The sequence below is a fragment of the Limnospira platensis NIES-39 genome, from assembly GCF_026000695.1.
Taxonomy (GTDB): Bacteria; Cyanobacteriota; Cyanobacteriia; order Cyanobacteriales; family Microcoleaceae; genus Limnospira; species Limnospira platensis.
On the sequence record NZ_AP026945.1, the window covers coordinates 663074 to 685494 of the forward strand.

General features: G+C 40.7%; 16 protein-coding genes and 3 pseudogenes. 13 read left to right on the top strand and 6 right to left on the bottom strand.

What is annotated here, in order from left to right; genetic code table 11:
- Positions 1 to 114 precede the first annotated feature (114 nt).
- Together N39L_RS03435 and N39L_RS03440 are read right to left on the bottom strand one after the other, a co-directional pair.
- Positions 115 to 1770: a hypothetical protein gene (locus N39L_RS03435; protein ID WP_014274316.1), complete on the bottom strand. Its 1656-nt coding sequence runs from the start codon at positions 1768 to 1770 to the stop codon at positions 115 to 117.
- A 41-nt stretch (positions 1771 to 1811) separates the two neighbouring features.
- Complete coding sequence (locus tag N39L_RS03440; RefSeq protein WP_014274317.1) at positions 1812 to 3734, bottom strand: hypothetical protein; 1923 nt, start codon at positions 3732 to 3734, stop codon at positions 1812 to 1814.
- A 63-nt stretch (positions 3735 to 3797) separates the two neighbouring features.
- Between N39L_RS03440 and N39L_RS03445 the strand changes: the two genes are divergently transcribed.
- The 5 genes from N39L_RS03445 to N39L_RS03465 all read left to right on the top strand — a co-directional run bounded on the left by N39L_RS03445 (position 3798) and on the right by N39L_RS03465 (position 7754).
- Entirely contained in the window at positions 3798 to 4595 is a 798-nt protein-coding gene (locus tag N39L_RS03445) for a hypothetical protein (protein ID WP_014274318.1), read from the top strand.
- Positions 4596 to 4621: 26 nt separating this feature from the next.
- On the top strand, positions 4622 to 4969 hold the full coding sequence (locus N39L_RS03450) for a hypothetical protein (RefSeq protein ID WP_014274319.1): 348 nt from the start codon (positions 4622 to 4624) through the stop codon (positions 4967 to 4969).
- A 66-nt stretch (positions 4970 to 5035) separates the two neighbouring features.
- On the top strand, positions 5036 to 7135 hold the full coding sequence (locus N39L_RS03455) for a tail fiber domain-containing protein (RefSeq protein WP_014274320.1): 2100 nt from the start codon (positions 5036 to 5038) through the stop codon (positions 7133 to 7135).
- Between the two features lie 11 nt (positions 7136 to 7146).
- On the top strand, positions 7147 to 7329 hold the full coding sequence (locus tag N39L_RS03460) for a hypothetical protein (RefSeq protein ID WP_126277469.1): 183 nt from the start codon (positions 7147 to 7149) through the stop codon (positions 7327 to 7329).
- 170 nt (positions 7330 to 7499) lie between these two features.
- Positions 7500 to 7754 carry a hypothetical protein gene (locus N39L_RS03465; RefSeq protein ID WP_014274322.1) on the top strand — a complete coding sequence of 85 codons (255 nt, stop codon included), beginning with the start codon at positions 7500 to 7502 and terminating at the stop codon, positions 7752 to 7754.
- A 288-nt stretch (positions 7755 to 8042) separates the two neighbouring features.
- On the opposite strand, the gene N39L_RS03470 is transcribed toward N39L_RS03465, so the two are convergent.
- Positions 8043 to 8249 carry a hypothetical protein gene (locus N39L_RS03470; RefSeq protein WP_014274323.1) on the bottom strand — a complete coding sequence of 69 codons (207 nt, stop codon included), beginning with the start codon at positions 8247 to 8249 and terminating at the stop codon, positions 8043 to 8045.
- 518 nt (positions 8250 to 8767) lie between these two features.
- Entirely contained in the window at positions 8768 to 10225 is a 1458-nt protein-coding gene (locus tag N39L_RS03475; protein ID WP_014274325.1) for a hypothetical protein, read from the bottom strand.
- Positions 10226 to 10505: 280 nt separating this feature from the next.
- Between N39L_RS03475 and N39L_RS03480 the strand changes: the two genes are divergently transcribed.
- Both N39L_RS03480 and N39L_RS03485 read left to right on the top strand, forming a co-directional pair.
- Positions 10506 to 12692: an ATP-binding protein gene (locus tag N39L_RS03480; protein WP_006617590.1), complete on the top strand. Its 2187-nt coding sequence runs from the start codon at positions 10506 to 10508 to the stop codon at positions 12690 to 12692.
- Between the two features lie 172 nt (positions 12693 to 12864).
- On the top strand, positions 12865 to 14181 hold the full coding sequence (locus N39L_RS03485; protein WP_006617589.1) for a response regulator: 1317 nt from the start codon (positions 12865 to 12867) through the stop codon (positions 14179 to 14181).
- A gap of 17 nt (positions 14182 to 14198) precedes the next feature.
- On the opposite strand, the gene N39L_RS03490 is transcribed toward N39L_RS03485, so the two are convergent.
- Positions 14199 to 14339, bottom strand: coding sequence for a hypothetical protein (locus tag N39L_RS03490; RefSeq protein ID WP_158307539.1), 141 nt, complete (start codon positions 14337 to 14339; stop codon positions 14199 to 14201).
- A gap of 249 nt (positions 14340 to 14588) precedes the next feature.
- Between N39L_RS03490 and N39L_RS03495 the strand changes: the two genes are divergently transcribed.
- From N39L_RS03495 to N39L_RS03510, 4 genes and pseudogenes are all read left to right on the top strand, one after another.
- Entirely contained in the window at positions 14589 to 15602 is a 1014-nt protein-coding gene (locus N39L_RS03495; RefSeq protein ID WP_006617588.1) for a CHAD domain-containing protein, read from the top strand.
- 153 nt (positions 15603 to 15755) lie between these two features.
- Positions 15756 to 15854, top strand: a pseudogene (locus tag N39L_RS03500) (transposase); the annotation flags it as partial.
- A 694-nt stretch (positions 15855 to 16548) separates the two neighbouring features.
- Complete coding sequence (locus tag N39L_RS03505; RefSeq protein ID WP_014274326.1) at positions 16549 to 18516, top strand: putative bifunctional diguanylate cyclase/phosphodiesterase; 1968 nt, start codon at positions 16549 to 16551, stop codon at positions 18514 to 18516.
- Positions 18517 to 18578: 62 nt separating this feature from the next.
- Positions 18579 to 20708 (top strand): PAS domain S-box protein, encoded by a 2130-nt coding sequence (locus N39L_RS03510; RefSeq protein WP_014274327.1) that lies wholly within the window; start codon positions 18579 to 18581, stop codon positions 20706 to 20708.
- A 50-nt stretch (positions 20709 to 20758) separates the two neighbouring features.
- Here the strand turns inward: N39L_RS03510 and N39L_RS03515 are convergent, their stop codons facing one another.
- Complete coding sequence (locus N39L_RS03515; RefSeq protein WP_014274328.1) at positions 20759 to 21841, bottom strand: HEAT repeat domain-containing protein; 1083 nt, start codon at positions 21839 to 21841, stop codon at positions 20759 to 20761.
- 262 nt (positions 21842 to 22103) lie between these two features.
- On the opposite strand from N39L_RS03515, the pseudogene N39L_RS03520 reads away from it, so the two are divergent.
- A pseudogene (locus N39L_RS03520) lies at positions 22104 to 22214 on the top strand (pentapeptide repeat-containing protein); the annotation flags it as partial.
- Positions 22215 to 22328: pseudogene (locus N39L_RS03525) on the top strand (pentapeptide repeat-containing protein); the annotation flags it as partial.
- Positions 22329 to 22421: the final 93 nt, after the last annotated feature.

A 22421-nucleotide genomic window follows, 5' to 3' on the forward strand; every position in this document is an offset into this window, starting at 1 on the left:
ATTACCTCTAATAAATCAATAGTAATAAGATCACACCTATATCAGTTTGGTGTTAGTTATATTTTCGTTAAGGAAATGCTACATATATGTAGCTTCTATTTAATGAAAACTACATTAGACTGTAGTTGGTGGTTGGTTCCCGGTTTTCATCTCTAACGATGTCCTCGTAGCTGTTCTGATTACATCATCTACCCAGCTAGGTTTATTCTCAAAATGTAAAGGAATTTTTACTTTAGACTTCCTAGGGTCTTTATACATTGCTAAAGCGGAACTTTCTCCCATATCGATTTTGGCTTGTTCAAACTTATCAATTAATTCCCAGTTAAGTATTTTGACCTCCGATATATACATTTTTGTTTCCTTTATTCGTTTCGCATTTTCCCTACCGCCAAAACCTTTCCTTTCCTCAAATATCAAAGGGTAAACAATACTAGAATCTGTTAATTGTACTAAATCCTTACAAATACGTTCAGCATCTGACTTGCTAGATTCATTCACAAAAAATGAAAATTTCCTACCATTTCGCATATTGCAGGTTACTTTGATATTGCCTTTTGTGAACGCTGATTTACTAGGTTGAGTAAATATCCTTTGTAATTTATCCCAGGTTATTTTACTTCTTTCTACTGATGGGAGTTCTATTTGAGTTTTTGGTAATGTACTCCTACGTTCTTTAGTCCAATATGGAGGTTTTTTGTAGTTATATAAAATAAAGGTTAATTGAATTTTTAAATTACTACTATTCGGAACTTCAGAGATATCTCCAGACCCTACAAATTGCCCCATATCACGATTACCTAGTATTTCAGTTTGAGCTAACACATTTGCTACATTTTCTTGAAGGTTTCTTAATGATGATACTAGTCTAAATCGCTCTCCACCATTTTCTACAACCGCGTTAACTAATTGTTGTTGTCTATTTTCCTCAATGCGTTGTAATGCAATATATTCATCTAATCCTTGAGCAACTAAAATAATTGCTTCTTTACAGTTATCTGAGAATTCCTCCCAAAATTCTTCACTACTATCTTGATTCCAAATATTGTTAATATTTCCATCATATTTTTCTGGTAATTTCTCCCTAGCTTCCCTTCTCTGTTTACCGAAACTCCATTCTTCACCTTTTTCGTCACCCCACTTTTCAATCGTTCCTTTACCACCAGGAACCATTGAAACAATAGCCGTTGCAAGTGTTGAAGGACTTTTATCTAAAAACATTTTAACAACCCGTCTACCATGTTTAAACAGTTGCCATGCTATGGCTTTCATAGCCATGTTAAATGACTGTTTAACGTATGAGCCGAAAGCTGTAGATACTTCCATAAGCATTTCAGGTCCCTTGCTTAAGGCAATGTGCATAGCAGCGGCTTTGTTGATAAATGCAATACCAATGGTAGGCAATACTCCACAAACTAATTTACCTGCCATATTACCCAAAAAACCGGCGGTAGTACTAATAAATTGATTAGCAATATTCATCATATTTTTGTCTATCTGTTCATCTGATATATTCCAGTTGAAATTCCAGAAACTATCCCAATTAGACGTGATAAATCGTGCTACTTTCTCAAAACTAAAGTTAGATAAAAACTTAGTAATTCCTTCCCATAACCAACCTCCAAAACTTTTGCCCCATTCAACTACTTTACCAGTTATTTTTGCCCATAGCTTGCCAAACCAACCCATCTCTTGAGTAGATGTTCTCTGAGCTAAATTAACTTGTCTAACGCCATTCCTACCTATACTGCTACGGGTTTGACGGCTAGACAAGCTACGAGTACTCCTTAGCATTCTTGCACTTCTGGCTACCATTACAGAGTCTCCCTTAGTGGATTATCGCCGTCTATTAACTCGGTTTCTATCTTGATATCAGGAAAGTCTTTCTTGAGCAATTCTTTGACTTTATTGGTTTCCTGTTCTCTAATCTCATCCTGTTTTTTCATTGAATCATATAACCTAGTTAAATCGGCTAATATGTCTTTTGACGGGTCATTACCATTAACTTGTAAAGTACCTTGCGCTCTAACTATTGAGAATATTTCCTTTATTTGATTTAAGGCTGTCTGTAGTGTTTCTTTCGCGTTCTTTTGATTAGTGATTTTAACTTTACTTTCATTAGGTTCTAGTAGTTCCTCAAAATTATCAGCCTCTGGAGTAAACGCTGTTTTTAGTTTCTCGTATTTTTCCTCGGTTTCAAATCCTAAATAGTCTAATATTTCCGAGACTTCCCTACCAGCTTTAAAGGCTGCTGAATGCGCCAAACCTGCTTCATGTAAACAGGTTAAAACAGCGTTTTGTGTAACCTGATGAGAGATGGCAATTTCCATTACCATCCCGAATATTTCCGCTATCGCCTCAGCTAAGTTAGGCAATTTGATTTCCGCGTGTTCCTGTTCTTTTGTCATTAGATTGACATCATCAATCTCAACTTTAACTTCAAATTCACCCCATCTCTCATCATCGATGTCAAATCGATACATTAACCATTCTGGCAATGTATTTATTCGTTTAATTCTGTTTTCTGGATTATTAGCATTAACCGTTATTTTTTCAGGCATTTCAGCCGGAAAGGATTCAGGGTCTAGGAACTCGTAAATCCTTCTAATCATTCCACAGCATTCTTCATTCATGTCTGGTATTGTTACTCTTTTTCTTCTAGTGTATTCTATTTCACATATAGGGTCATAAACATATAAACCTGACCAAGTATTGTAATTAAGCGATTGTAGTTTACACGGGAATATTCCAAAACCCCAAAACGCTCTTTCTAAGGCACTCATTGTTCCTTGCTTAAAAGTATAGTATCTATTTTTATAGCCATATCTAGACGCACCCATCCATGACCAACCAATATCAAATGTTTTGCGGTCAATCGTCACTCTGTTCCCAAGGAGAAACCAATACGTCGTGTAAGCCATTTTAGCCCAGGGGTTTGTATGCAGGCTTAAAAAAGTCTGTAAATATTTACCACGAATATATATAGCGGTTAGATTATGACCCGCATTTAAATTATCGCCTTCAATGTAATCTCCTTCTATATAATAATTTACAGGATGAAGTTCCTCAAACTCACAAATAACATTATGTGATGTCATTGACTCCCATATTATTGTTTCCGATTCTCGCCGCCACCGCCGAGGTAGTAAAGTTCCATGCCCAAACTGGCTTAAGTTAATAAAAGTTGGTGGATAGCTTGAGTCTCGATATACCTTACTATACTCATAACTTGCTTCCCAAGTATAGCTAACGCCATCTTTTGATTTATGTAATGATGTTTGAAAATCGTTTTTTTCAAACCTATCAAAATTACCGTATCCCGACAATATGTTATATGATTGGTAACCTGAACTTTCTCCATAACGAGGATGGGCATAGGGCAATAAATAATAACAATCATCTTTAACAGTTGTGGTTTCCTCGATTAATTCATCTAAATAGCTTGCGTTATCGCCTTGATTATCTGAACTTCTACCTTTATTATCATCTACCTCGTCACCGCTATTAGGACCGCCAAAACCTCTACCAGCGCCACCCTTTCCCCTAGGTTTTTTTCCTCCCTTTGGTTCATCTCTCTTTGGTGGCTCCCTACGATGGTCTTGACTAGCACCACCAAACGATTTCCTACCTTGTGGCTCCCTAGTAGGGTCTGGGTCCCATATTCTAGTAGTAGGGTCTGGGTCTCGCATTCTAGCGGTAGGGTCTGGGTCCCATGGGTTAATTGTGTTTCTAACCATTTAAATAATCACATTAAAGTAGTAATATTATACTAAAAAATAATTTATTAATAGGTGGTTAAAATGGTGAGAGGTGTTAAAAATATCACGGCTAATATAAACGCTGCTAACTGGAGTAACGCCATAGAGTTATTTAACGGGACTATTTTAGAATCATTAATAACAGAAAGATATAAATATGATATCGGTATTTACAGCTATATATCATCGTTAAACGCTAGGTGTTATATCCCTAATATTGCACAATCACAAATCCCCAAAATTTACCCGGAAGATAGCTATTACCAACGGTGGAAAAAAAAACAGGAAGTGTTGCAGGGAGCGGTAGATTTACAGATATTTTATGGGAATATGGCAACAGAAAACGGGTTAAATTTAGGGATTGTCAAATTGCCATATTATGGAGGCATTCACACCGAAAACCTGTTAATTGAATTAATCACTAATCAAAACGAAGGTTTAGCAATTGATAGCAACTCAATAGTTAAAGCTAGGTGTTTAACTCAGTTACATAACAATGATTCTATTAATATTTTGGGCATGGCTGAATATCAACTCGATACAGTTCCTCAAACCCCTACATTGACACAACCCGAAAATTTTGGGGTGACAATAGGCAATACCCCCACGTTAGTTAGACCCTCAAATATTAATCGGTATAGGTTGCACTTACAAAACGTAGGTTCTGTAGGGGTATGGTTTTGTCACGGTGATATCAGTAACTGTGTACCTTATCAATGCCTATATTTACCTCCTAACGCTGGGTGGGATGATGAACTAAAATCAACAGCTTCTATCTATGCTATAACTGAGGATAGCGTAACCAATATTGTTGGATTAGAACAAATAATAAATTGGTAAATTTTACTTTGATTTAGGAGTTTATTATGAGTTTCTCAGTTTACAGTTCTATTGTCAATTTAGACACTCTAAATATGAGCAGTAAAATACCGGGAACTCCCGAAACTACCGCGATAAGTTTGACTGCTAACACTATCACGGAAGTTGTGCCTATCAATGCTACCAGTAACGGTAGAACGGTGTTTGTAAAGAATCGGTCAAATACCAATGTACATCTAATATTTGACCCTACAGGTGATAGCGTGTCAGACGCTGCATTTTCGGTTAAGCCAGGTGATACCATCTCAATAACGTGGGGTAGAACTGAGTTACAGGCGATAGCAGAATCTAGCGCTAGTATCAGCGTTACAATTATCGAATATATCAATATGTAATCATCAAATGAATGGCTAGTATTAAGTTATTAGCCATTTATTTGATTACTCAATATAGAGGCAGTTATGACTAATTTCAACATTTACTCTAGTAAGTTTGGGCAATCAACCGATGACTTGCCAGAAGGTGAAGTTAATCTGTATTTAACTAATGAACGGATACAAGCAGTTATTGACTCCAATACTAATTTAGTCAAATTAACTGAGTTAATTTGGAATAATATTATTAATAAACCTGGCACTTTCCCCCCATCTACTCATTCCCATAGCTGGACTGAAATAACGTCAAAACCGACAACGTTTACTCCTTCAAGTCATACACATACCATTGCTAATGTTACAGGACTTCAAAGTACATTAGACGGTAAAGAGCCTACTTTTACCAAAAATACAGCGTTTAACAAAAATTTTGGAACAACTACTGGAACTGTTACAGAAGGTAACGATGTCAGATTATCAAATGCTAGAACGCCAACTAGCCATACACATACCTTATCCCAAATAACAGATTCAGGTAATGTTGCTGCCATTGATACAAATGGTAGTACATCTAACTATTTACGCGGCGATGGTGTTTGGGTAACACCTCCTAATACAACCTATTCTGCGGGAACTGGCTTAACTTTAGTAGGAACTGAGTTTAGAAACACCGCCCCAAACGTATCCACCAACCTCTCTACAAGCACTACAAGCAATACGTTAACCGTTAACAGTTCTGATGGTACTAATGCTGTATTACCTGGTGCCACGACTGCGCTTGCGGGTCTAATGACGGGGGCAGATAAAACCAAGCTGGATGGGATTGCGGCAGGCGCACAAGTAAATGTAGCAACTAATTTAGGAGTAACAGCAGGAACAACAGCAGGTCCTGTAGTTACATCATCAACAGGAACTAATGTTACTTTACCTACAGCTAGTGCAACTAATTCAGGGATAATTACAACTGGGAATCAGACATGGACAGGAGTTAAAACATTTAATTCATTAATTACCGGGTCAATAAGTGGAAACGCCGGAACAGCAACAGCACTTCAAACTGCTAGAACAATTAATGGGACTTCGTTTAATGGTAGTGCCAATATAACAATAACTGCCAATACTCCTAATACATTAACAAATGGTACGGGATTAACTGGAAATAATTTTAATGGGAGTACTGCCACAACATGGGCGGTTGCTTATGGCACTACAGCAAACACAGCCTGTCAAGGTAATGATAGTAGATTATCTAACGCTAGGACTCCCACAACGCACACACATTCAAATATTACATTAACAGCAGGTGATGGTTTATCAGGAGGAGGAACATTAGCAGCTAATAGAACAATTAATGTAGATTCAACTGTAGTAAGAACTACAGGAAATCAAACTTTAACAGGAATTAAAACATTTAACATAACAAATAATCCAGTAAATTTTGCAACTAATGAAAGTTTTCCTGATGGAAATATGCTTATTAATTTTAATGTTTGGAGGGGGTTTGACATCCGCCGGATAGGCTCTACTGCTGGTTCGGCAAGTTTAGTACTAAATAGTAGAGTTGGAGGAAATAGCTGGGCGTTTTCTCATCAAGGGAATTATTCTATGCAATTAGAAGCAGATAATAATCCTAGAGTATTTATATATCATGGTATTAATTTTCATCAAAGCGATTGGCGAGCTGTTCCTAACGATAGATGTTCAATACAAGTATACAACGGACAGACATATTTTACAAAGAGCTCAACTCTTTCTTCATCATCTGGAGTACATACTAGATTTAGAGTAGGAGACACAAATGTATCTTATATTAACGATAATGGAGACTACGTTAAAGGTAGCTCTGATCTTAAATTCAAAACACTTTTATCAAAACCAACTCTAGGGTTAAGCGAAATTAACGCATTGACAGTCACGTGGTTTAAGTATAATGAACTTGCAGCATTTCATGGCTTTAATCCAAGTACAGAACAATTTGGGTTAATTGCTCAAGAAGTACAAAATATATACCCTAACGCAGTTGAAGTGGTTAAAAATGACCATACAGATAGTCCTGAAGTTGACGACAAAAAAATAGATTACTTAACAATCATGTATGATAAACTGATACCATTAGTGATTGCGGCAATTCAGGAATTATCAGAAAAAATCGACAAATTGGAAAATATGCTAAACACTCAACAATAAATTAACAGATAATGCCTAATGCACTTGATATATCTGAAAGTAATTGGTTTAAAGTTTATGAACTTAATTTCAGGATAGAAGATGATAGCTACACGGTACTAAAAAATTACCTGACATTTCTGGCAGTAAATTTATCAGGATATTATTTGACGCTGACAGTGTACCCGTGTACTGGAAAATGGCAGGGTGGTTAAAATTTTACACATACAATGATGTGAAGCAGAATATGATGGTTAAACGTGAAATTATATGGCTTAATGAATATCAAATAATTGAATCACCGCCGTACAGCAATTTTTACGCTTCATTTTCTCCACTAGAAAGAATTAAATGGTTTACACTTCATTTTTGGAAATTAATATAAATGAACTTGGTAATAGTTGAATTAGGGTTAATTATTGTCGCGATTATTATCAGTATGTTCATTACGCATACAGGAAACCTAATTATTGAGAATAGGTTAGACGGTATCCAAAATAGCCTAAATTATTTGATTAGATATGTTAATGATTTTATGCCATCAACAGTTTGTAAAAAACAGTTAGAAGATAAAAAGCAATCACCCCCTCTTCCAATTAACAGAGATGATATTGATGATGATGGTTGGAGAAAACCCTAACACCTAACACCTAACCCAATAACTTAAATGGCCCCCTATGGTTTCTAACTGTAGGGGGTGCTTGCATATTTTTTGTTAACAGGAGTGCTGCAACAGGAGTGCTGGAAGTTTATATGAATGCTTGCCTCTAATTTACCCACAATAAACACCCTAAGCCAAAACCTTAACCCGTCTATTAGGGGTAATCATCCTGTGCGGAACCCAGTACCCCTATAAATTGGAGACTTGTCTAGCGGTATGTAGGTATCGGTTTCGATGGGGAATCAATTCCCTAGGATTATGTAGGTATCAGCGAGAGATGACGAAACAAGTTACCAGGTGAAAAGTTGTTTGGGGGTATCGGGTTGGTTCCGGTAGGAGATAGTTTAGATTATGCGATCGCATTTTGTTGGTAGCGAGTAGGCTCCTCAATATTTCCCCAATAACCTGGTTCCCTACGGGAGTCAGGTAGGCGGTCTGATATCGTTGTACATTGATAGGGGTATCGTTGTACATTGATAACCTAGTGGGTTCCCCCTATGGGTTGTTTTTGAGCCATATCCTCCCCCTAACCGAAACAAGCACTATTGGGGAAACGAACGATGTGATAGCAGTCAATGGTTCGTTACGAACCGAAGGCTTGCCATTGACGGGTATCACGAGAGAGTTACCCTATCGGTGTTTGGTTGGGGGGTGGTATGAGTGTTTGACAGATTAATTAAGTTGTGCTTGTTGACTGAGTAATCAACCTGTTGACAGAATTATTTTCCTGTGCTAGGACTAGATTGTGAGTAATATCTGAGTAACTCAATAGGATATAGGGGTTGAGTAATAACCCGCTATCGCTGTCAGGATAAGGGTTTATAGTTAACGCCCCCCGAAGGATATTTAGCGTCTATATAGCCTACAACCCCTATTCTACCGTTACTTAGGTGTTACTCAAAACCATAGTAGGATCTATCAATCTGTAGCCATAAAATAACCCCTAGGGGTTTAATCTAGGGGTGTTAATTTATGAAAGGTTGACGATTAGATTAATCTATCTGATAGATAACTCCAAGGAATAATTTAGCTTCAGAGCTATCAATATCAACCCCTAACGCTGTTAACCGTTCTATGGCTACATCCAATGGTATAGGTAACTTAGAGCATCCATCGAGAACTTCTAAGGTAGCGTCAATCCCTTTTGTTTTATATTTACTCTCGTTGACGATTGTGCTATGTCCCATAAGTCTCGCTCTCAACTCAATAGGTAGTCCATACTTTTCACCTAACAGGTTGTACAGCCTACGAAAGGCATATTTCTGAGTTACCGGGCATTTCATTGAGGCAATTTTTTCGGTAAAACTTGTGTCAAATCCTCCGATTATGGTTCTGGTTTTACTGCCTTTTCTGGGACTATATTCTGGCAATAACGGTCGTTTCAATTCCAGAAGTTTAAACATTTCAGGACTGGGAATTGGAGCAACAATCCTTCCCCCTGTTTTGATACTCACTTTTCGACCTTCTGCGTCAGTAAAGTAAACATAGTCACCTAGCACCAAGTAATTGTCTTGATTATCGGGGTCTGATAGTGCTTTGATGATTACACCATCATCCGTTACAAATGGTTTAGTTAGATTAACAGCAGCGGCTATTTCAGTTGGTCTCAGTCCGTACATTACTGCCATACCCGTCACCCATAACCAGTTATGCCGGGATGATTGACATCGAGGGTTTTTAATAGTATAGGCTTCTTGTTTGGCGCTATACCACCAATCCTTAAAGGCATCGATGCCTATCCGTTGTTTCTTTTTGAATTGCGTTTGTTTGGGGTCAATAGGTTCAAGCTTTTTAAGTAAATGGTCTTTGTTAGGTGATTTCTCAGCTATGGCTTTTAAGATGTAGTAACGTTCCTTGAAGGTTTTGGAGCCTACTAATTGTTCTCCATTCTGCAAGGGAATATATAGCATAGCCTTAAAACTCTCCCAGCTAGGATATTCATCCCAGTTAGGAAACAACTTGAAAAATACCTCTTTAGTAGTCTCGTAAGACACTAAGTCGCTAGCGATATCGCGGGAACGCGGTCGTCCTGTGTTGCGGTTGTAACCCGCAAAATACTCATCCTCAATTTGTTTAAAGATGTCCCGATAGGTTATCAGATTATCCTCAATCTGATTTTTCCCTAGGATGGTTTTATCGTACCAATCCCAAAATTCACTAGCGCTAGTGATAGTCCCTAGGGCTTCTGATACCAGTTTAGCTTTCTTAACCCCGTCTATCACCCCTTGAGGTGTACACTCAAGATTAGCCGTTTTGGGTAGCCGTTTCCCGGTAGGTGGTTGCTTAAACTGCAATAGTAGGTTGTACCTAGCCCCGGTCTTTTGTAGTTTGAGTGTCACTCCTTTGGGACATTCCCCTTTAAAGTCTTGATAGGCTTTCAAGAATCTAGCGTAACTCTCATCGTAGTTGCCCTTTCCCCCTACTGTAGGGGTATCAGTAGCGTTACTCATTTTTTACTCACTTGTTACTCTGTTATGGCTTTGAGTAACACCTAAGTAACGGTAGAATAGGGGTTGTAGGCTATATAGACGCTTTGATTGCGCCTCAATGTAATTCTAAGCATATTCATCGCGCCTCTAGCCGCCGATTCCTTTTGACAGCCCCCTGGGGTGGTTTAGCTGCTGATTGGTTCCCTCTTTGGCGGCGGACTGTTAGCCCGTTCAATTTTCTGTTAAGTTTTATAAAGTAGGTGTGAGTTAACCCGAAATTGGGACTTTTTCAGGGCCGAGAATGGATATACAGCAGTTAAAAGACGAGCAGATCTTGATTTTAAACGAGATTGATCAGGCGATCGCCCTATTCGACAGTAGCGATCGCTTAATCCTATTCAATCCCCAACTCGCCTCAATTTGGGGAATTTCCGTTGACCAACTCGCCGCCCAACCATCCCTAGATGAAATTTGTGCTGAAATCACATCCCAAAAACTGTGGTCAAAGCCAGAATGGGAACACCTCAGACAAACCCTGCGCGACTCTGTCAGAGGCGAAATCTCATTTTGCATCCAACAACATAATCAAATCTATCTCGAAGTCCACAGCCACACCACACCATCAGGGCGGCGTTTACTCACCTTTAGAGATATTACAGACTATCGCAACACCCAACTGAGCCTAAATACCGAAGTGAGACGACTAAGGTTTCTGTTGGGGTTAAACGAACGCCTACAAGACTCCGATAACCTCGATAAAATCGCCCAATTTGCCCTCAACTATCTAGTACACACCACCAATGCAGCCTTTGGCGATGTCAAAGTAATTTTAGGAGAAGGAGAGAATCGCATCACCGGGATGCTAGGAAACCAAATTTCCGGTCAGTTTATCGCCACCTATGGAGAACCCGCCGTCGCCGAAATGAAAGCCCTATTAAGCCAAGGCATTCCCTACGGTGAGGGTCTACTGTGGGATGTAGTCAGAACAGGTGAACCGATATTTGTCCAAGACTACGCCAACCACCCCAAAGCCTTCTCCCCCTTTCGTCATCCCGGAATTGGTCAACTAGGAATTTTTCCCATTCCCGCTACCAACGGAGAAATCATCGGCGTGTTAACCCTCGAATCAAGGGATCTGACCAAAATGCAGGAATATCCCCAATTAGATATGTTATTTGCCGCTTGTCGAACCCTCGGAACCGCCATAGAACGCGCCCAAGCCCAAGAAAACTTGCGTCAAAGCAACGAAAAATTAGAACGCGCCTCTCAACTCAAATCCGAATTTTTAGCCTCCATGTCCCACGAATTACGCACCCCCCTTAACAGCGTTTTAGGCTTTGCGGATTTACTCAAACGCCAAAACTCTGGAACTCTCAACTCTCGCCAGCTTAACCAAGTTCAATTTATCGAAAAAAGCGGTTTGCACTTGTTGCAGTTGATCAACGACATTCTGGATCTATCCAAAATAGAATCCGGCAAAACCGAGTTAAATCTGGAGTTAGTTAACATCCACGAACTCTGTAGCGAGTGTCTGAAAATGGTTCAACCTCGGGCTGATAAAAAATGTCTAGCCCTGTCTTTAGAATCAGACTACCGCATCACTCAAGCCTTGCTAGATAAGCGACGGGTCAGACAAATTATCATTAATTTGCTCTCCAATGCCATTAAATTTACCCCAGAAGGTGGTAAAGTTCGATTAAGCGGACACCTAGCTTATGGCTCTCAGATAGATGGAGATTATCGCCCTGACTGTTCTCCCATTAATGACAGTACCCCTTATTTATGTTTGGAAGTACAGGACTCTGGTATTGGCATCCCCCAAGACAGATGGCATTTATTATTTCAGCCTTTCCAACAGATAGATTCTTCCCTAACTCGTCGCCATGAAGGTACGGGATTGGGATTACTTCTAACTAAGCGTTTGGCTGAATTACACGGCGGCACCGTATCTTTGCAGTCTCAGGTTAATCAAGGCAGTCGCTTCCGGGTATGGCTACCTCTAACTGAGATGCGACGGGAATTAGCCAAAAGTTATCATCCTGAACACGAAAGCCAGGAGGTAATTAAACCAGAACCAGAAACCCCTAAGTTAAATAAGGTAGACTGCCCTCGGATTTTGGTGGTGGAAGACCAGCTTTTTAATCAGCTATTAATTACTGAAGTTTTGGAATTGGAAGGGTATCAGGTCGAGTTGATTGCTGATGGTAATACAATGTTGGATATGATTAACTCAACTATGGTGAAACCCGAAATACTGCCTGATCTGATTTTAATGGATATTCAACTACCGGAGGTTGATGGGTTTGAACTGATACGCCGACTCAAGCAAAGCAGTTTATGGAAAGTCGTGCCAGTGGTCGCAGTTACGGCTATGGTTATGTCGGGCGATCGTGAACGGTGTCTGGTTGCTGGGGCTGATGGTTATTTGAGTAAACCCCTTGATGTTGACCAGGTATTAGAAACTGTCAAAGATTTCCTGGAGTTTTAGCAGAAAAGTCCTAAGTGGGTATAGCCACCTAATCACTCATTTTAATACGGGTTGGTAGGCGCATCTACTGAAATATACAATTATCAGTGTTTATACAGCCCGGTTGGCACATCTATGAGTCAGTTTGGTGCATTGACTCTGTATTAAACGGTTACCCCCCCTTTTTTTACCTATGTCTGAAACTAAATTACATATCCTTTTGGTTGATGATGAACCCGCTAATCTCGTGTTATTAGAAGATTTGTTGATGGCAGAAGGTTATAACACTACCTTAGCAGAATCGGGATCTAGGGCGATTGAAATAGCTCAAAATCATCGGCCGGATTTGGTGCTTTTGGATGTTATGATGCCGGATATGAATGGTTTTGAAGTTTGCGATCGCCTTCGAGAAAACCCCATTTTACAAACTACTCCTATCATTTTTTTGACAGCACTCGATGATGAGGAATCCCGCTTAATGGGCTTGCAAACCATGGGCGATGATTATATTACTAAGCCTTTTAATATCAAACTTTTGTTGGCGAAAATACAGAATATTTTAAAATTAAATAAGATGCGGAATGATACTGCTAAGGTGCAGTTACAGCAGGAAGTTCAAGAACAAAATCAACGGCAGTTTTCGGCGGCTTGGCAGATTAATGAAAATTTATCTGATAAATTTCAGCTATTTGTACCCCAACAATTTTTAAAGCGCATTGCTCCCCAGGGGGTTGAATCTATTCAACTGGGAAATGTCACAGAAGAACACTTGACTGTCTTATTTTGTGATATTCGCGGTTTTACTTCCATTGCTGAATTTCAACAAGCTAGAGAAACCTTTGAATGGTTAAATGCTTTTTTTAACCAAATGAGTCATTGCATCTCCTCCCATAATGGCTTTATTGATAAATATTTAGGGGATGCCATTATGGCGGTTTTTGACCGGATGAATTCCCATGCTATTGATGCTTTAAATTCCGCTTTAATGATGAAAGATAGTTTGCGCCAATTTAATCGCGATCGCCATATATTTAATATTCAAAAACCTATCAGAATTGGTATTGGTATTGATACCGGAATTGGCATGATTGGCACATTGGGTTCTGATAGCCGTATGGATTCTACAGTTATCGGTAATGTAGTTAATACCGCCTCTCGATTAGAAGGATTAACTAAAATTTATGGCTGTCAAATTATTGCGAGTAAATCCGCCATTGATACCGCTGAATTAATGACACAATACCCCGAAAATAGCGAATCTTTCCAAACTCGCTGGATTGATTGTGTCACCCCCAGAGGCAAAAAACAACCCTTAGAAATTTATGAGGTTTTAGCTAGTCAAACCTATGCGGTTTCCCCAAATAAAATTCTCACCCGTCCCGTCTTTGAACGCGGTACTCGTTGCTGGAAAAATGGCAACATTAAAGAAGCCTTAAAATGCTTTCAAGCAGTTCTCAGCCAAGACCCAAAGGATACAGTTGCTCAATACTATCTCGAGAAATGCCAATAAATAATTCCCTTACCCCATTAAATAATCCCCTGAATACTTAAATCATCGCTTAGGTCAAATAGCCTCTGTATACTTTCCCGGACTACCCTACCTAAACCACAGCCCAAACCCCCTGTCTTGGCTGTCGAGACCCTTTGAGCGTGAGAGGGGCACGTCATCAAAACCCCAAATCCTATACATTGATTGAACACAGCATAATTAGGGATAAATTTGGTTAAGAAAAGGTTAAATTTTTTTCCGGTTATCTCAACGCAGTTTCAGCCACCCAAAGCTATTGATTCCTCTTCTCAGAAACCCCGTTAAGACCTTCCTACTATCAAATGGGAAATTTGCAGATCATCTACACAAATGATTCTATTAGTTGTTATAGTGAATAGTATCTCAAAATTTTAGTTTGACAGAGAAAAATGACTATTGACACCTCACCTCAAACCAATACCCTAGGGAACTGGGCCAGTTTAGGGATTCAAAAATATCTGACCAAAGTCCTCAGCCACGAAGCCGCCGTTTTACAAGATCAAGATCCCGAAGAATTACATCAAATGCGGGTGGGAATGAGAAGACTGCGATCGGCCGTCACTGGTTTTGCTCCGGTTGTAGATTTACCCAAAGCAGCCAGCGATGACAATATAGGGAAAATCGCACGTTGTCTAGGAGAACTCCGAGATATTGATGTGATGATAGAAGCCTTGAATAATCAATACTATCCGACCTTGACAGAAGCCGAAAAACCCACCTTAGACAAGGTATTAATTCGCCTGGTTAAGCAGCGAGGTAAAGCCTTTAAAAAAGTTCGGGCTACCTTGGAACACAAAAAATATCAACACCTTAAACAAGACCTGCAAAACTGGCTAGATTTTCCGGTTTATACCGCCATAGAAAAGCTGCCGATTCTGGAAGTATTACCAGATTTATTACTCCCCCAAGTCAGTGAGCTATTATTGCATCAAGGTTGGTTATTTGGTATTGACAAACTAGAAACCGAGTCCGAGCCTACAGAAAACAGTTCCCAGGAAACTACCCCTAAAAAAACCATTACCAAGAAAAAACTTGAGAAACTCCTGACGACTCAGGGGGATGTCTTACACAGTTTACGCAAACAAGCCAAACGAGTCCGTTACCTCATGGCCCTATTTACTGACTTTTACGGGTCCACCTATCAAGCCTATCTCCAGGATATGAAAGATATACAAGAATGCCTAGGTGATATTCAAGATACCATGGTACTCGAAGCCGTTTTAGTGGCTATCCTGCGTTCAGATATCAAGAAAAGTCTACCAACCCTCTCAAATCAGATGAGCCAAAAGCGCTATGAATCATGGCAGATATGGACTCAGCTACAGCGTCGATATCTAAATCCTGTAGTCCGCCAAGATTTTCACTTAACCCTGTTGCGTCCTCCACTGGACTCTGATAGATAACCCACAGTTTACCACCATACCCCTGAGAGAAGTAAGCTATACCGTTGAATCGACAAAGCAGCAGTATCTCAGAAATAGGGGAAGACAGTTGACATACTCACGCCCGCTGAAGCCACCGTATGGTCAAGCTCGCTACCCTAAACCATAGGCTAAGATGCCCTCTGGAGTCCAAGCTATTTTGTTAGCTCCGTTGGAGGTGCGCCAATAGAGGTTCTCAAGCAGTACATTAGGGAACAAGAAAAGCCGTCCTAGAAGGCTATGCACTGAGTATCATCGAAGTGCGATGCACTGAGCTTGTCGAAGTGACGGGGTTTTAGACCCATTCTTCTGATAACTGTCAACTGTTGACTCTCTACCTCCTCGGTTCCTCCTCTCCAATTTTTGATCATTTTTGGTCTTTCGTATCAATAGATACATTTATTTGACTCTAAAGACCTCATATAATATTTGGTAGGCTTATATAGCATGGGGTTTCCTGTATTTAAAGTTTGAAACCTAGAAAGTGAACTTAACCTTTTCTAAATATTTAATTAGGGAAGTCCACTTAATTTTTTCTCAAGATTTAATTAATGGTTAACTGCTATACAATCTTTTGTTAACTTATGAATCAGAATAGATAGCGCAACTTCCCTAGCCCAGTATTGAATTAAACATTTTTTTAAGATTTGCAGTTAGGGTTTGTGAACTATAGCTGCTATTCTTGGAATGAGAGTCTAAGGTTTTCGGTGTTCACTTTGGTCATATCTTCACAAACAGGGTATGTTAAGTCAATTTTGGTAAATTTAGAATGGAAATCTTAGGCATCTTGGCAAATTTCTTATACATTGTTCGTATAAGGGTCAGGTTCCATGAAAATAACGCCAGAGATGATTCAACCTGTACAAACTAATTGGTCTTTCTGAGATTTCTGGGAAAGTATCAATGTCCATCCCATGAGGTAATTAAAATGGACAACAACAATTTTTCACACCCTCAAAATAACTGGGGAAACTGGCAAAATTCGCCAGCAGTCTCTATGCCATCAAGTAATTTGCTTTCTGTGAGGGGAAATCGGCAAATCGAGCCCATGGGAAGAGCATGGCAATCATTAAGTTCAGTAGCTATAAATGCTCAGGATTTTCTGACTATTGCTATCTCTGTTTCCCAGCCAGTCATACCCAAATTAACATTGGTTAACCCGCTGTTTACAGGTAACACAGGGTATACAGCCGATGAATTTTTCAGTAAAAACCCAAGTCTTATGCAAATTACCAAAACTATTCGTGAAGGCTCTAATGAGTATAATAACACCATTTTCAATAGATTTAAGGATGTTTCAGAAGACCAACATCTACCCGGTGGATCATCCCTAAACACCTCTGATAGCGAAGGTGAATTGTCTGGTATATGGCAGTGCGAGCCATCAAGAAATACGGAAATTGTCAAAAGTAAATGGCCAGTTTTAGATGCGGACAAAAAACAACGTAGACGTGAGGAAGCTAGATTACTGATATATAAATCAACCCACGACGGGTTAACTGATTTATATAACAGATCCTACTTTATGAGGGAACTGGACGAAGTAGTAGAACGGGCAAAAGAAGATCCTGAATACCAATTTGTGGTACTACTTTTAGATGTAGATCGGTTCAAAATAATTAACGACAGTCTCGGTCATCAAGTCGGCGATCGCCTATTAGAGGGAGTGGGTGAAAGATTAAGGGAGTGCATCCCACCTTGGCATACGGTAGCGCGTCTGGGGGGAGATGAATTTGCGATTCTGTTGGATGATCTCAATAATTTAAACCAAATCTCCCAGACGGCACAAAACATTCAATCTTACTTACAACAACCTATTGTTTTAGGGGAACAGGAAGTCTTTAGCACTGTTAGCATTGGTATTGCTATAAGTAATGTTAGCTATGGCAACGGCAAAGAAATTCTCCGAGATGCAGACACAGCCTTATCCCAAGCGAAAAGCAAAGGAAAAGCCTGTCATGTGATATTTAACCCCACGATGCACCGTCAGGCTTGGGATCGTATGCAGCTTGAAAATGATCTGCGTCATGCGATTGAACGTCAGGAATTGCAACTACACTATCAACCGATTATTTCCCTGGAGACACTAGAGGTTGTAGGCTGTGAAGCCTTAATACGTTGGGAACATCCGAAGCGAGGCTGGGTGTCTCCTAGTCAATTTATCCCTATTGCTGAAGAAACGGGACTGATCCAACCTATTGGAGAGTGGGTGCTGCGGTCTGCGTGCCAAACATTACACCGTTGGCAGTTAATGTTTCCCGATGGACAACCGGCATTTATGAGTGTGAACCTATCGACGTATCAATTAACTAACCCGCAATTAGTTAATAAGGTTCAAAGCATTTTGGAAGAAACTGGCTGTGATCCCTGTAGGTTAAAACTGGAATTAACGGAAAGCACTATTGCTGAATATGCGGAGATAGTGGTTCCCCAAATGAGAGAACTTAGCCAATTGGGGATCAAATTATGTATTGATGACTTTGGAACTGGGTATTCTTCCCTGAGTCGCCTATATCACTTTCCGATTCATACCCTGAAGATTGATCGCTCTTTCATTGAGGGGATCGATGAATCTCACGATCAACTCAAAATTGCTTATGCGATTGTCAATTTAGCCCATACCCTAGGACTAGAGGTGATTGCGGAGGGTGTGGAAACTCCCGAACAAATGGCTGTATTGCAAGCCTGGGGATGCCAACTGTGCCAGGGATATTTATTCTCCAAGGCTGTTGATTCCCAGAACATGGACAAATTCTTGAGCCAAGGCAGGATCATGCTTTCGGCTACGGAAACTCTACGAGAATGGCAGCGGTTTGCTCAGGAAATTGAAAGGCTAATCAAACCCCTAGAAAAAGGATGCCCTGGAAAAGTCAATCCTAACATTCATATTGCTTGAGGTGGCTAGGCTATTTCGTGAATGTCCTAGCTAACTGAAATCACCTATTGGGAGAATTTATTATGAGCGCAGAACTTTTAGGGCTCCTGTTTCCCGAACCTTTGGTAGCAGCTTATCAGAGAGCCGTGGCTGATTTGACCAAAACCAAACAACAATTACATGAAAGTCAACAGGAACTTTGGGATCTTCGTCAGGTGGTCAACCGGACCACCCCAGGAGCATGGGTAGACCAAAACGGTATACTTGTGGAAATTAATGAGGCATTTATTGAGGTTTTCGGTTACGGTGCAGAAGAGTTAATAGGTAGACCCCATCCGTTGCTAAATTCTAGCTGCTATAGTGGGGATTTTTGGGAAGAGAAGGTCTGGTCTGTGGTTAGATCTGGCGGTATCTGGCGCGGTGAACTGCAAAATTGTACTTTGACGGGACGAGAGGTTTGGCTGGAAACGACTATTGTACCTTTGATGAAAACGGGTGCTACCCCAGAGAAGTATTGGGTAGTTACGCAGGATATTACGGAACGCAAGGCAATTGAGTTGGAACTGACCCAACTTTCTTGGGTGGCTAGTCAAACTGATAATGCGGTGATTATCTGCGATCGCCATGGGAATATTGAATGGGTTAATGAGGCATTTACTTGGATTACAGGCTACACTCTGGCAGAGGTGAATGGTCTAACCCCAGGTTCTTTTCTCCAGGGACCTTTGAGTGATGCGGAAACTATAGATCAAATTCGCACCTGTCTCAAGGAACACAAACCCTATCGTGGGGAGTTGCTCAACTATAAACGCAATGGGACTCCCTACTGGCTGTCTATTAGCATTACTCCTATTTTTAACCATCAGGGGGATCTCACTAAGTTTATTGCGATTGAAACTGATATTAGCGATCGCAAACAGATTGAGGAAGCCTTACGACAAAGTGAGGTGAGAAATCGCAGCCTGATTGAAGCGATCCCCGATTTAATGTTTCGCCTGAACCGAGGGGGGGTGTTTCTTGACTATTTCCCATCTAAGGATGATCGGGTGACACAATCTAAGGAAGTTTTGGGAAAAACGGTTGAGGAAGTGTTCTCGGAGGACTTAGCCTGGTGGACGCGCCACTACTTGGAATTAACTTTAACTAGCGGACAGTCTCAGTCTGGGGAATATATGCTACCTTTTGAGGAAGGATGGCGCACCTATGAGGCTCGCTATGTTAAAAGTGGGGATGATGTGGTTTTGGCGATCGTGCGTGATATTACTGATCGCAAAGCTATAGAGGCGGCTTTATTAGTTGAACAGCAATTAGAAAAACAAAAAGCGGCTCAACTGGAAAAAGCCTTAGACAAACTACAACGCACCCAAACCCAACTAATTCAAGCTGAAAAGCTATCGAGTTTGGGTCAAATGGTGGCGGGAGTGGCTCATGAGATTAATAATCCTCTGGCTTTCATTCATGGGAACTTAATATATTTGGATACCTGTATTAAGGATATTCAATATATGTTGTGTATGTATCATAAATATTACCCGGAGCCAGTGCCAGAATTAAAAGAGGCTGTGGCTGATATTGATGTGGATTTTCTGCTAGATGACTTACCCAAGGCTTTGGAATCAATGAAGTTGGGGACCCATCGGATTCAGGAAATTGTTACCTCTCTACGCAATTTTTCGCGACTAGATGAGGCGAAAATGAAGGCGGTTGATTTGCATGAGGGAATTGAAAGCACTTTGCTGATTTTACAAAATCGCCTGAAGGCAAAGGCGGAACAAGGGGAGACAAATATTATCCGCGATTATGGGGAACTGCCTAGGGTAGAGTGCCATGCTTCCCAGATTAATCAGGTGTTTATGAATTTAATCTCTAATGCGATCGATGCTTTGGAGAATAGACCGGCACCTAGGGAAATCACGATTAGAACTAGATTAGAAGTGGCTGAATATGAGGAAAACATGGATATGGTAGTTGTGGAGATTTCCGACAACGGCCCTGGAATTCCTGAGTCAGTCCGACAACAAATATTTAACCCATTTTTTACTACTAAACCGGTGGGAAAAGGCACGGGATTAGGTTTGGCTATATCTCATCAAATTGTGGTAGAAAAACATGGTGGCAAAATCGAAGGTATTTCTGAACTAGGAAAAGGAACTAGGTTTATCATTTCTCTGCCTTTGAATTGCACGAAGATTGATGGCGAACAATTACCTTAATTATTGCTAGGGTCGGAAAGACTAACGCACCTGTAATGGCAGTCAATCAATTATCCGTTATCAAGATGATTCCTAGAGATAGGTAAAGGACGCATCCGACTGAGTTTATCGGCGGCCCATTGTGCGGTTTCTCTGACATCGGGTTCGGGATCATCCATTGCTCTTTGGAGAATTTGGCTAGTTTGGTACATTAAATCATAAATTCTGGTTAAGTCCCGAATGGCATTTTGTCGTACTTCTGGGTTTTCGTCCTGCAAGGAAAAAACGAGGGCCTTACTCATGGGTTTGATACAGCGAGTGCTGATTTCTGCTAAGGCTGCCAAGATTTTGCTACGCTGCTTGGAGTCTGATGTAAATAACAAGTTTACCAGAGGTTCGATCGCTCTGGAATCTCCCTGTTGGGCTAACTCCCAAATGGCTTTGCTGCGATGATTAGGGTTAGGATACTGTAGTTGTAAAATCAGTTCCTCAATGCGATCGATTTTCAGGGGCTGGGGACTTTCGGCTACCAAAGTGGGTTCAGTGGGGGCTGAAGGTTCGGGCGGCGCTTCTGGGGCGGTTTGGGTGACGGGGGTAGGGGGAAGATTAATCAAACCATTCTGGGCAATTGGGGGGTCTGCTTCGGGCGGCGCTTCTATGACGGTTTCGGTGACGGGGGTAGGGGGAAGATTAATCAAACCATTCTGGGCAATTGGGGGGTCTGCTTCGGGCGGCGCTTCTATGGCTGGAAACTGTATTAAGGTCTGGGGGGAGGCGGGGGAAATTTCGGGATCAGGTTGTGGTTGGGTAGTTTCTTGAGTTTCCTGGGACTCTTGGTCTAAATCAGGGGTAGCTAGAAGGCGAATTAGAATAAATACGGCCCCACCTGTGATAATTACCCCACCAACTCCCAAGATAATCAGGGCTTTTGGGAAACTATAGGAGTTGCCCCCATTACCATTGCCGTTACTATTTTCCTGTGCTAGAAGCAGACCTTGAGAATTTGTAGTGGCTACCAAGGGAGATGGGGATATTATCTGATTGGTCTCCCTCGGCTGTTGTGCGACGGTCAAACTCTGACTAGGACTAGCAGCAACTAATCCCGACCCAGTTAAACTCAGCCACAGAAATAAAATTAAAGGATCAAAAGCCATGAAACTTAAATGGGGTGATAACTAAGGGCTGCTTTACGCTTTAGCCTGATCAGACGACTGCGATCGCCAATCTGGGCTTAATGGTAACATTTTTGTGGCTCCTTGCGGTTGATGCACCCTACCCCATACTAGCGAATTATTGGGGCGATCGCTAATCAACCCCCATCTATAAGGGCCTCCTGACATAAGCCTGGTTTAGTGGGGGCTAATTTTAAGTTATGCTTCCCTACATTAGGCAAATCTACGCCAAACCAGGTTATATAATACTAATCTCAAAGCTGCTGATTTACCGAAAGCCAAACCAACAGACCTAACACGGGTTGATTTAAGTCACGCTATCCTAAAGGGGTGTCAACTTGGAGGAGCTAATTAAAGTCATGCTAATCTCAAGGGAGTTAACCTCACGGATGCTGATTTTACCGAAACTGGGCTGATCATAACTTATCTCAAAAAGGCTATGATACCCAATAGTGAAATTCACAGATGATCCGCCTAAACCTGTAAGTGCTTTTCTGGTCAACTTTCGGCTTTCCCCATTACCTCAAAGTGGCGGCTATTGTTGCTGATTGGGGGTTGTCTT

Excerpts from the sequence above, each read along its gene's own strand:
- N39L_RS03445 (WP_014274318.1), top strand. The coding sequence starts at position 3,798 with ATGGTGAGAGGTGTTAAAAATATCACGGCTAATATAAACGCTGCTAAC.
- N39L_RS03515 (WP_014274328.1), bottom strand. The coding sequence starts at position 21,841 with ATGGCTTTTGATCCTTTAATTTTATTTCTGTGGCTGAGTTTAACTGGG.
- N39L_RS03475 (WP_014274325.1), bottom strand. The coding sequence starts at position 10,225 with ATGAGTAACGCTACTGATACCCCTACAGTAGGGGGAAAGGGCAACTAC.
- N39L_RS03460 (WP_126277469.1), top strand. The coding sequence starts at position 7,147 with ATGCCTAATGCACTTGATATATCTGAAAGTAATTGGTTTAAAGTTTAT.
- N39L_RS03440 (WP_014274317.1), bottom strand. The coding sequence starts at position 3,734 with ATGGTTAGAAACACAATTAACCCATGGGACCCAGACCCTACCGCTAGA.
- N39L_RS03485 (WP_006617589.1), top strand. The coding sequence starts at position 12,865 with ATGTCTGAAACTAAATTACATATCCTTTTGGTTGATGATGAACCCGCT.
- N39L_RS03480 (WP_006617590.1), top strand. The coding sequence starts at position 10,506 with ATGGATATACAGCAGTTAAAAGACGAGCAGATCTTGATTTTAAACGAG.
- N39L_RS03450 (WP_014274319.1), top strand. The coding sequence starts at position 4,622 with ATGAGTTTCTCAGTTTACAGTTCTATTGTCAATTTAGACACTCTAAAT.
- N39L_RS03465 (WP_014274322.1), top strand. The coding sequence starts at position 7,500 with ATGAACTTGGTAATAGTTGAATTAGGGTTAATTATTGTCGCGATTATT.
- N39L_RS03455 (WP_014274320.1), top strand. The coding sequence starts at position 5,036 with ATGACTAATTTCAACATTTACTCTAGTAAGTTTGGGCAATCAACCGAT.
- N39L_RS03495 (WP_006617588.1), top strand. The coding sequence starts at position 14,589 with ATGACTATTGACACCTCACCTCAAACCAATACCCTAGGGAACTGGGCC.
- N39L_RS03510 (WP_014274327.1), top strand. The coding sequence starts at position 18,579 with ATGAGCGCAGAACTTTTAGGGCTCCTGTTTCCCGAACCTTTGGTAGCA.
- N39L_RS03490 (WP_158307539.1), bottom strand. The coding sequence starts at position 14,339 with ATGACGTGCCCCTCTCACGCTCAAAGGGTCTCGACAGCCAAGACAGGG.
- N39L_RS03505 (WP_014274326.1), top strand. The coding sequence starts at position 16,549 with ATGGACAACAACAATTTTTCACACCCTCAAAATAACTGGGGAAACTGG.
- N39L_RS03470 (WP_014274323.1), bottom strand. The coding sequence starts at position 8,249 with ATGTACAACGATACCCCTATCAATGTACAACGATATCAGACCGCCTAC.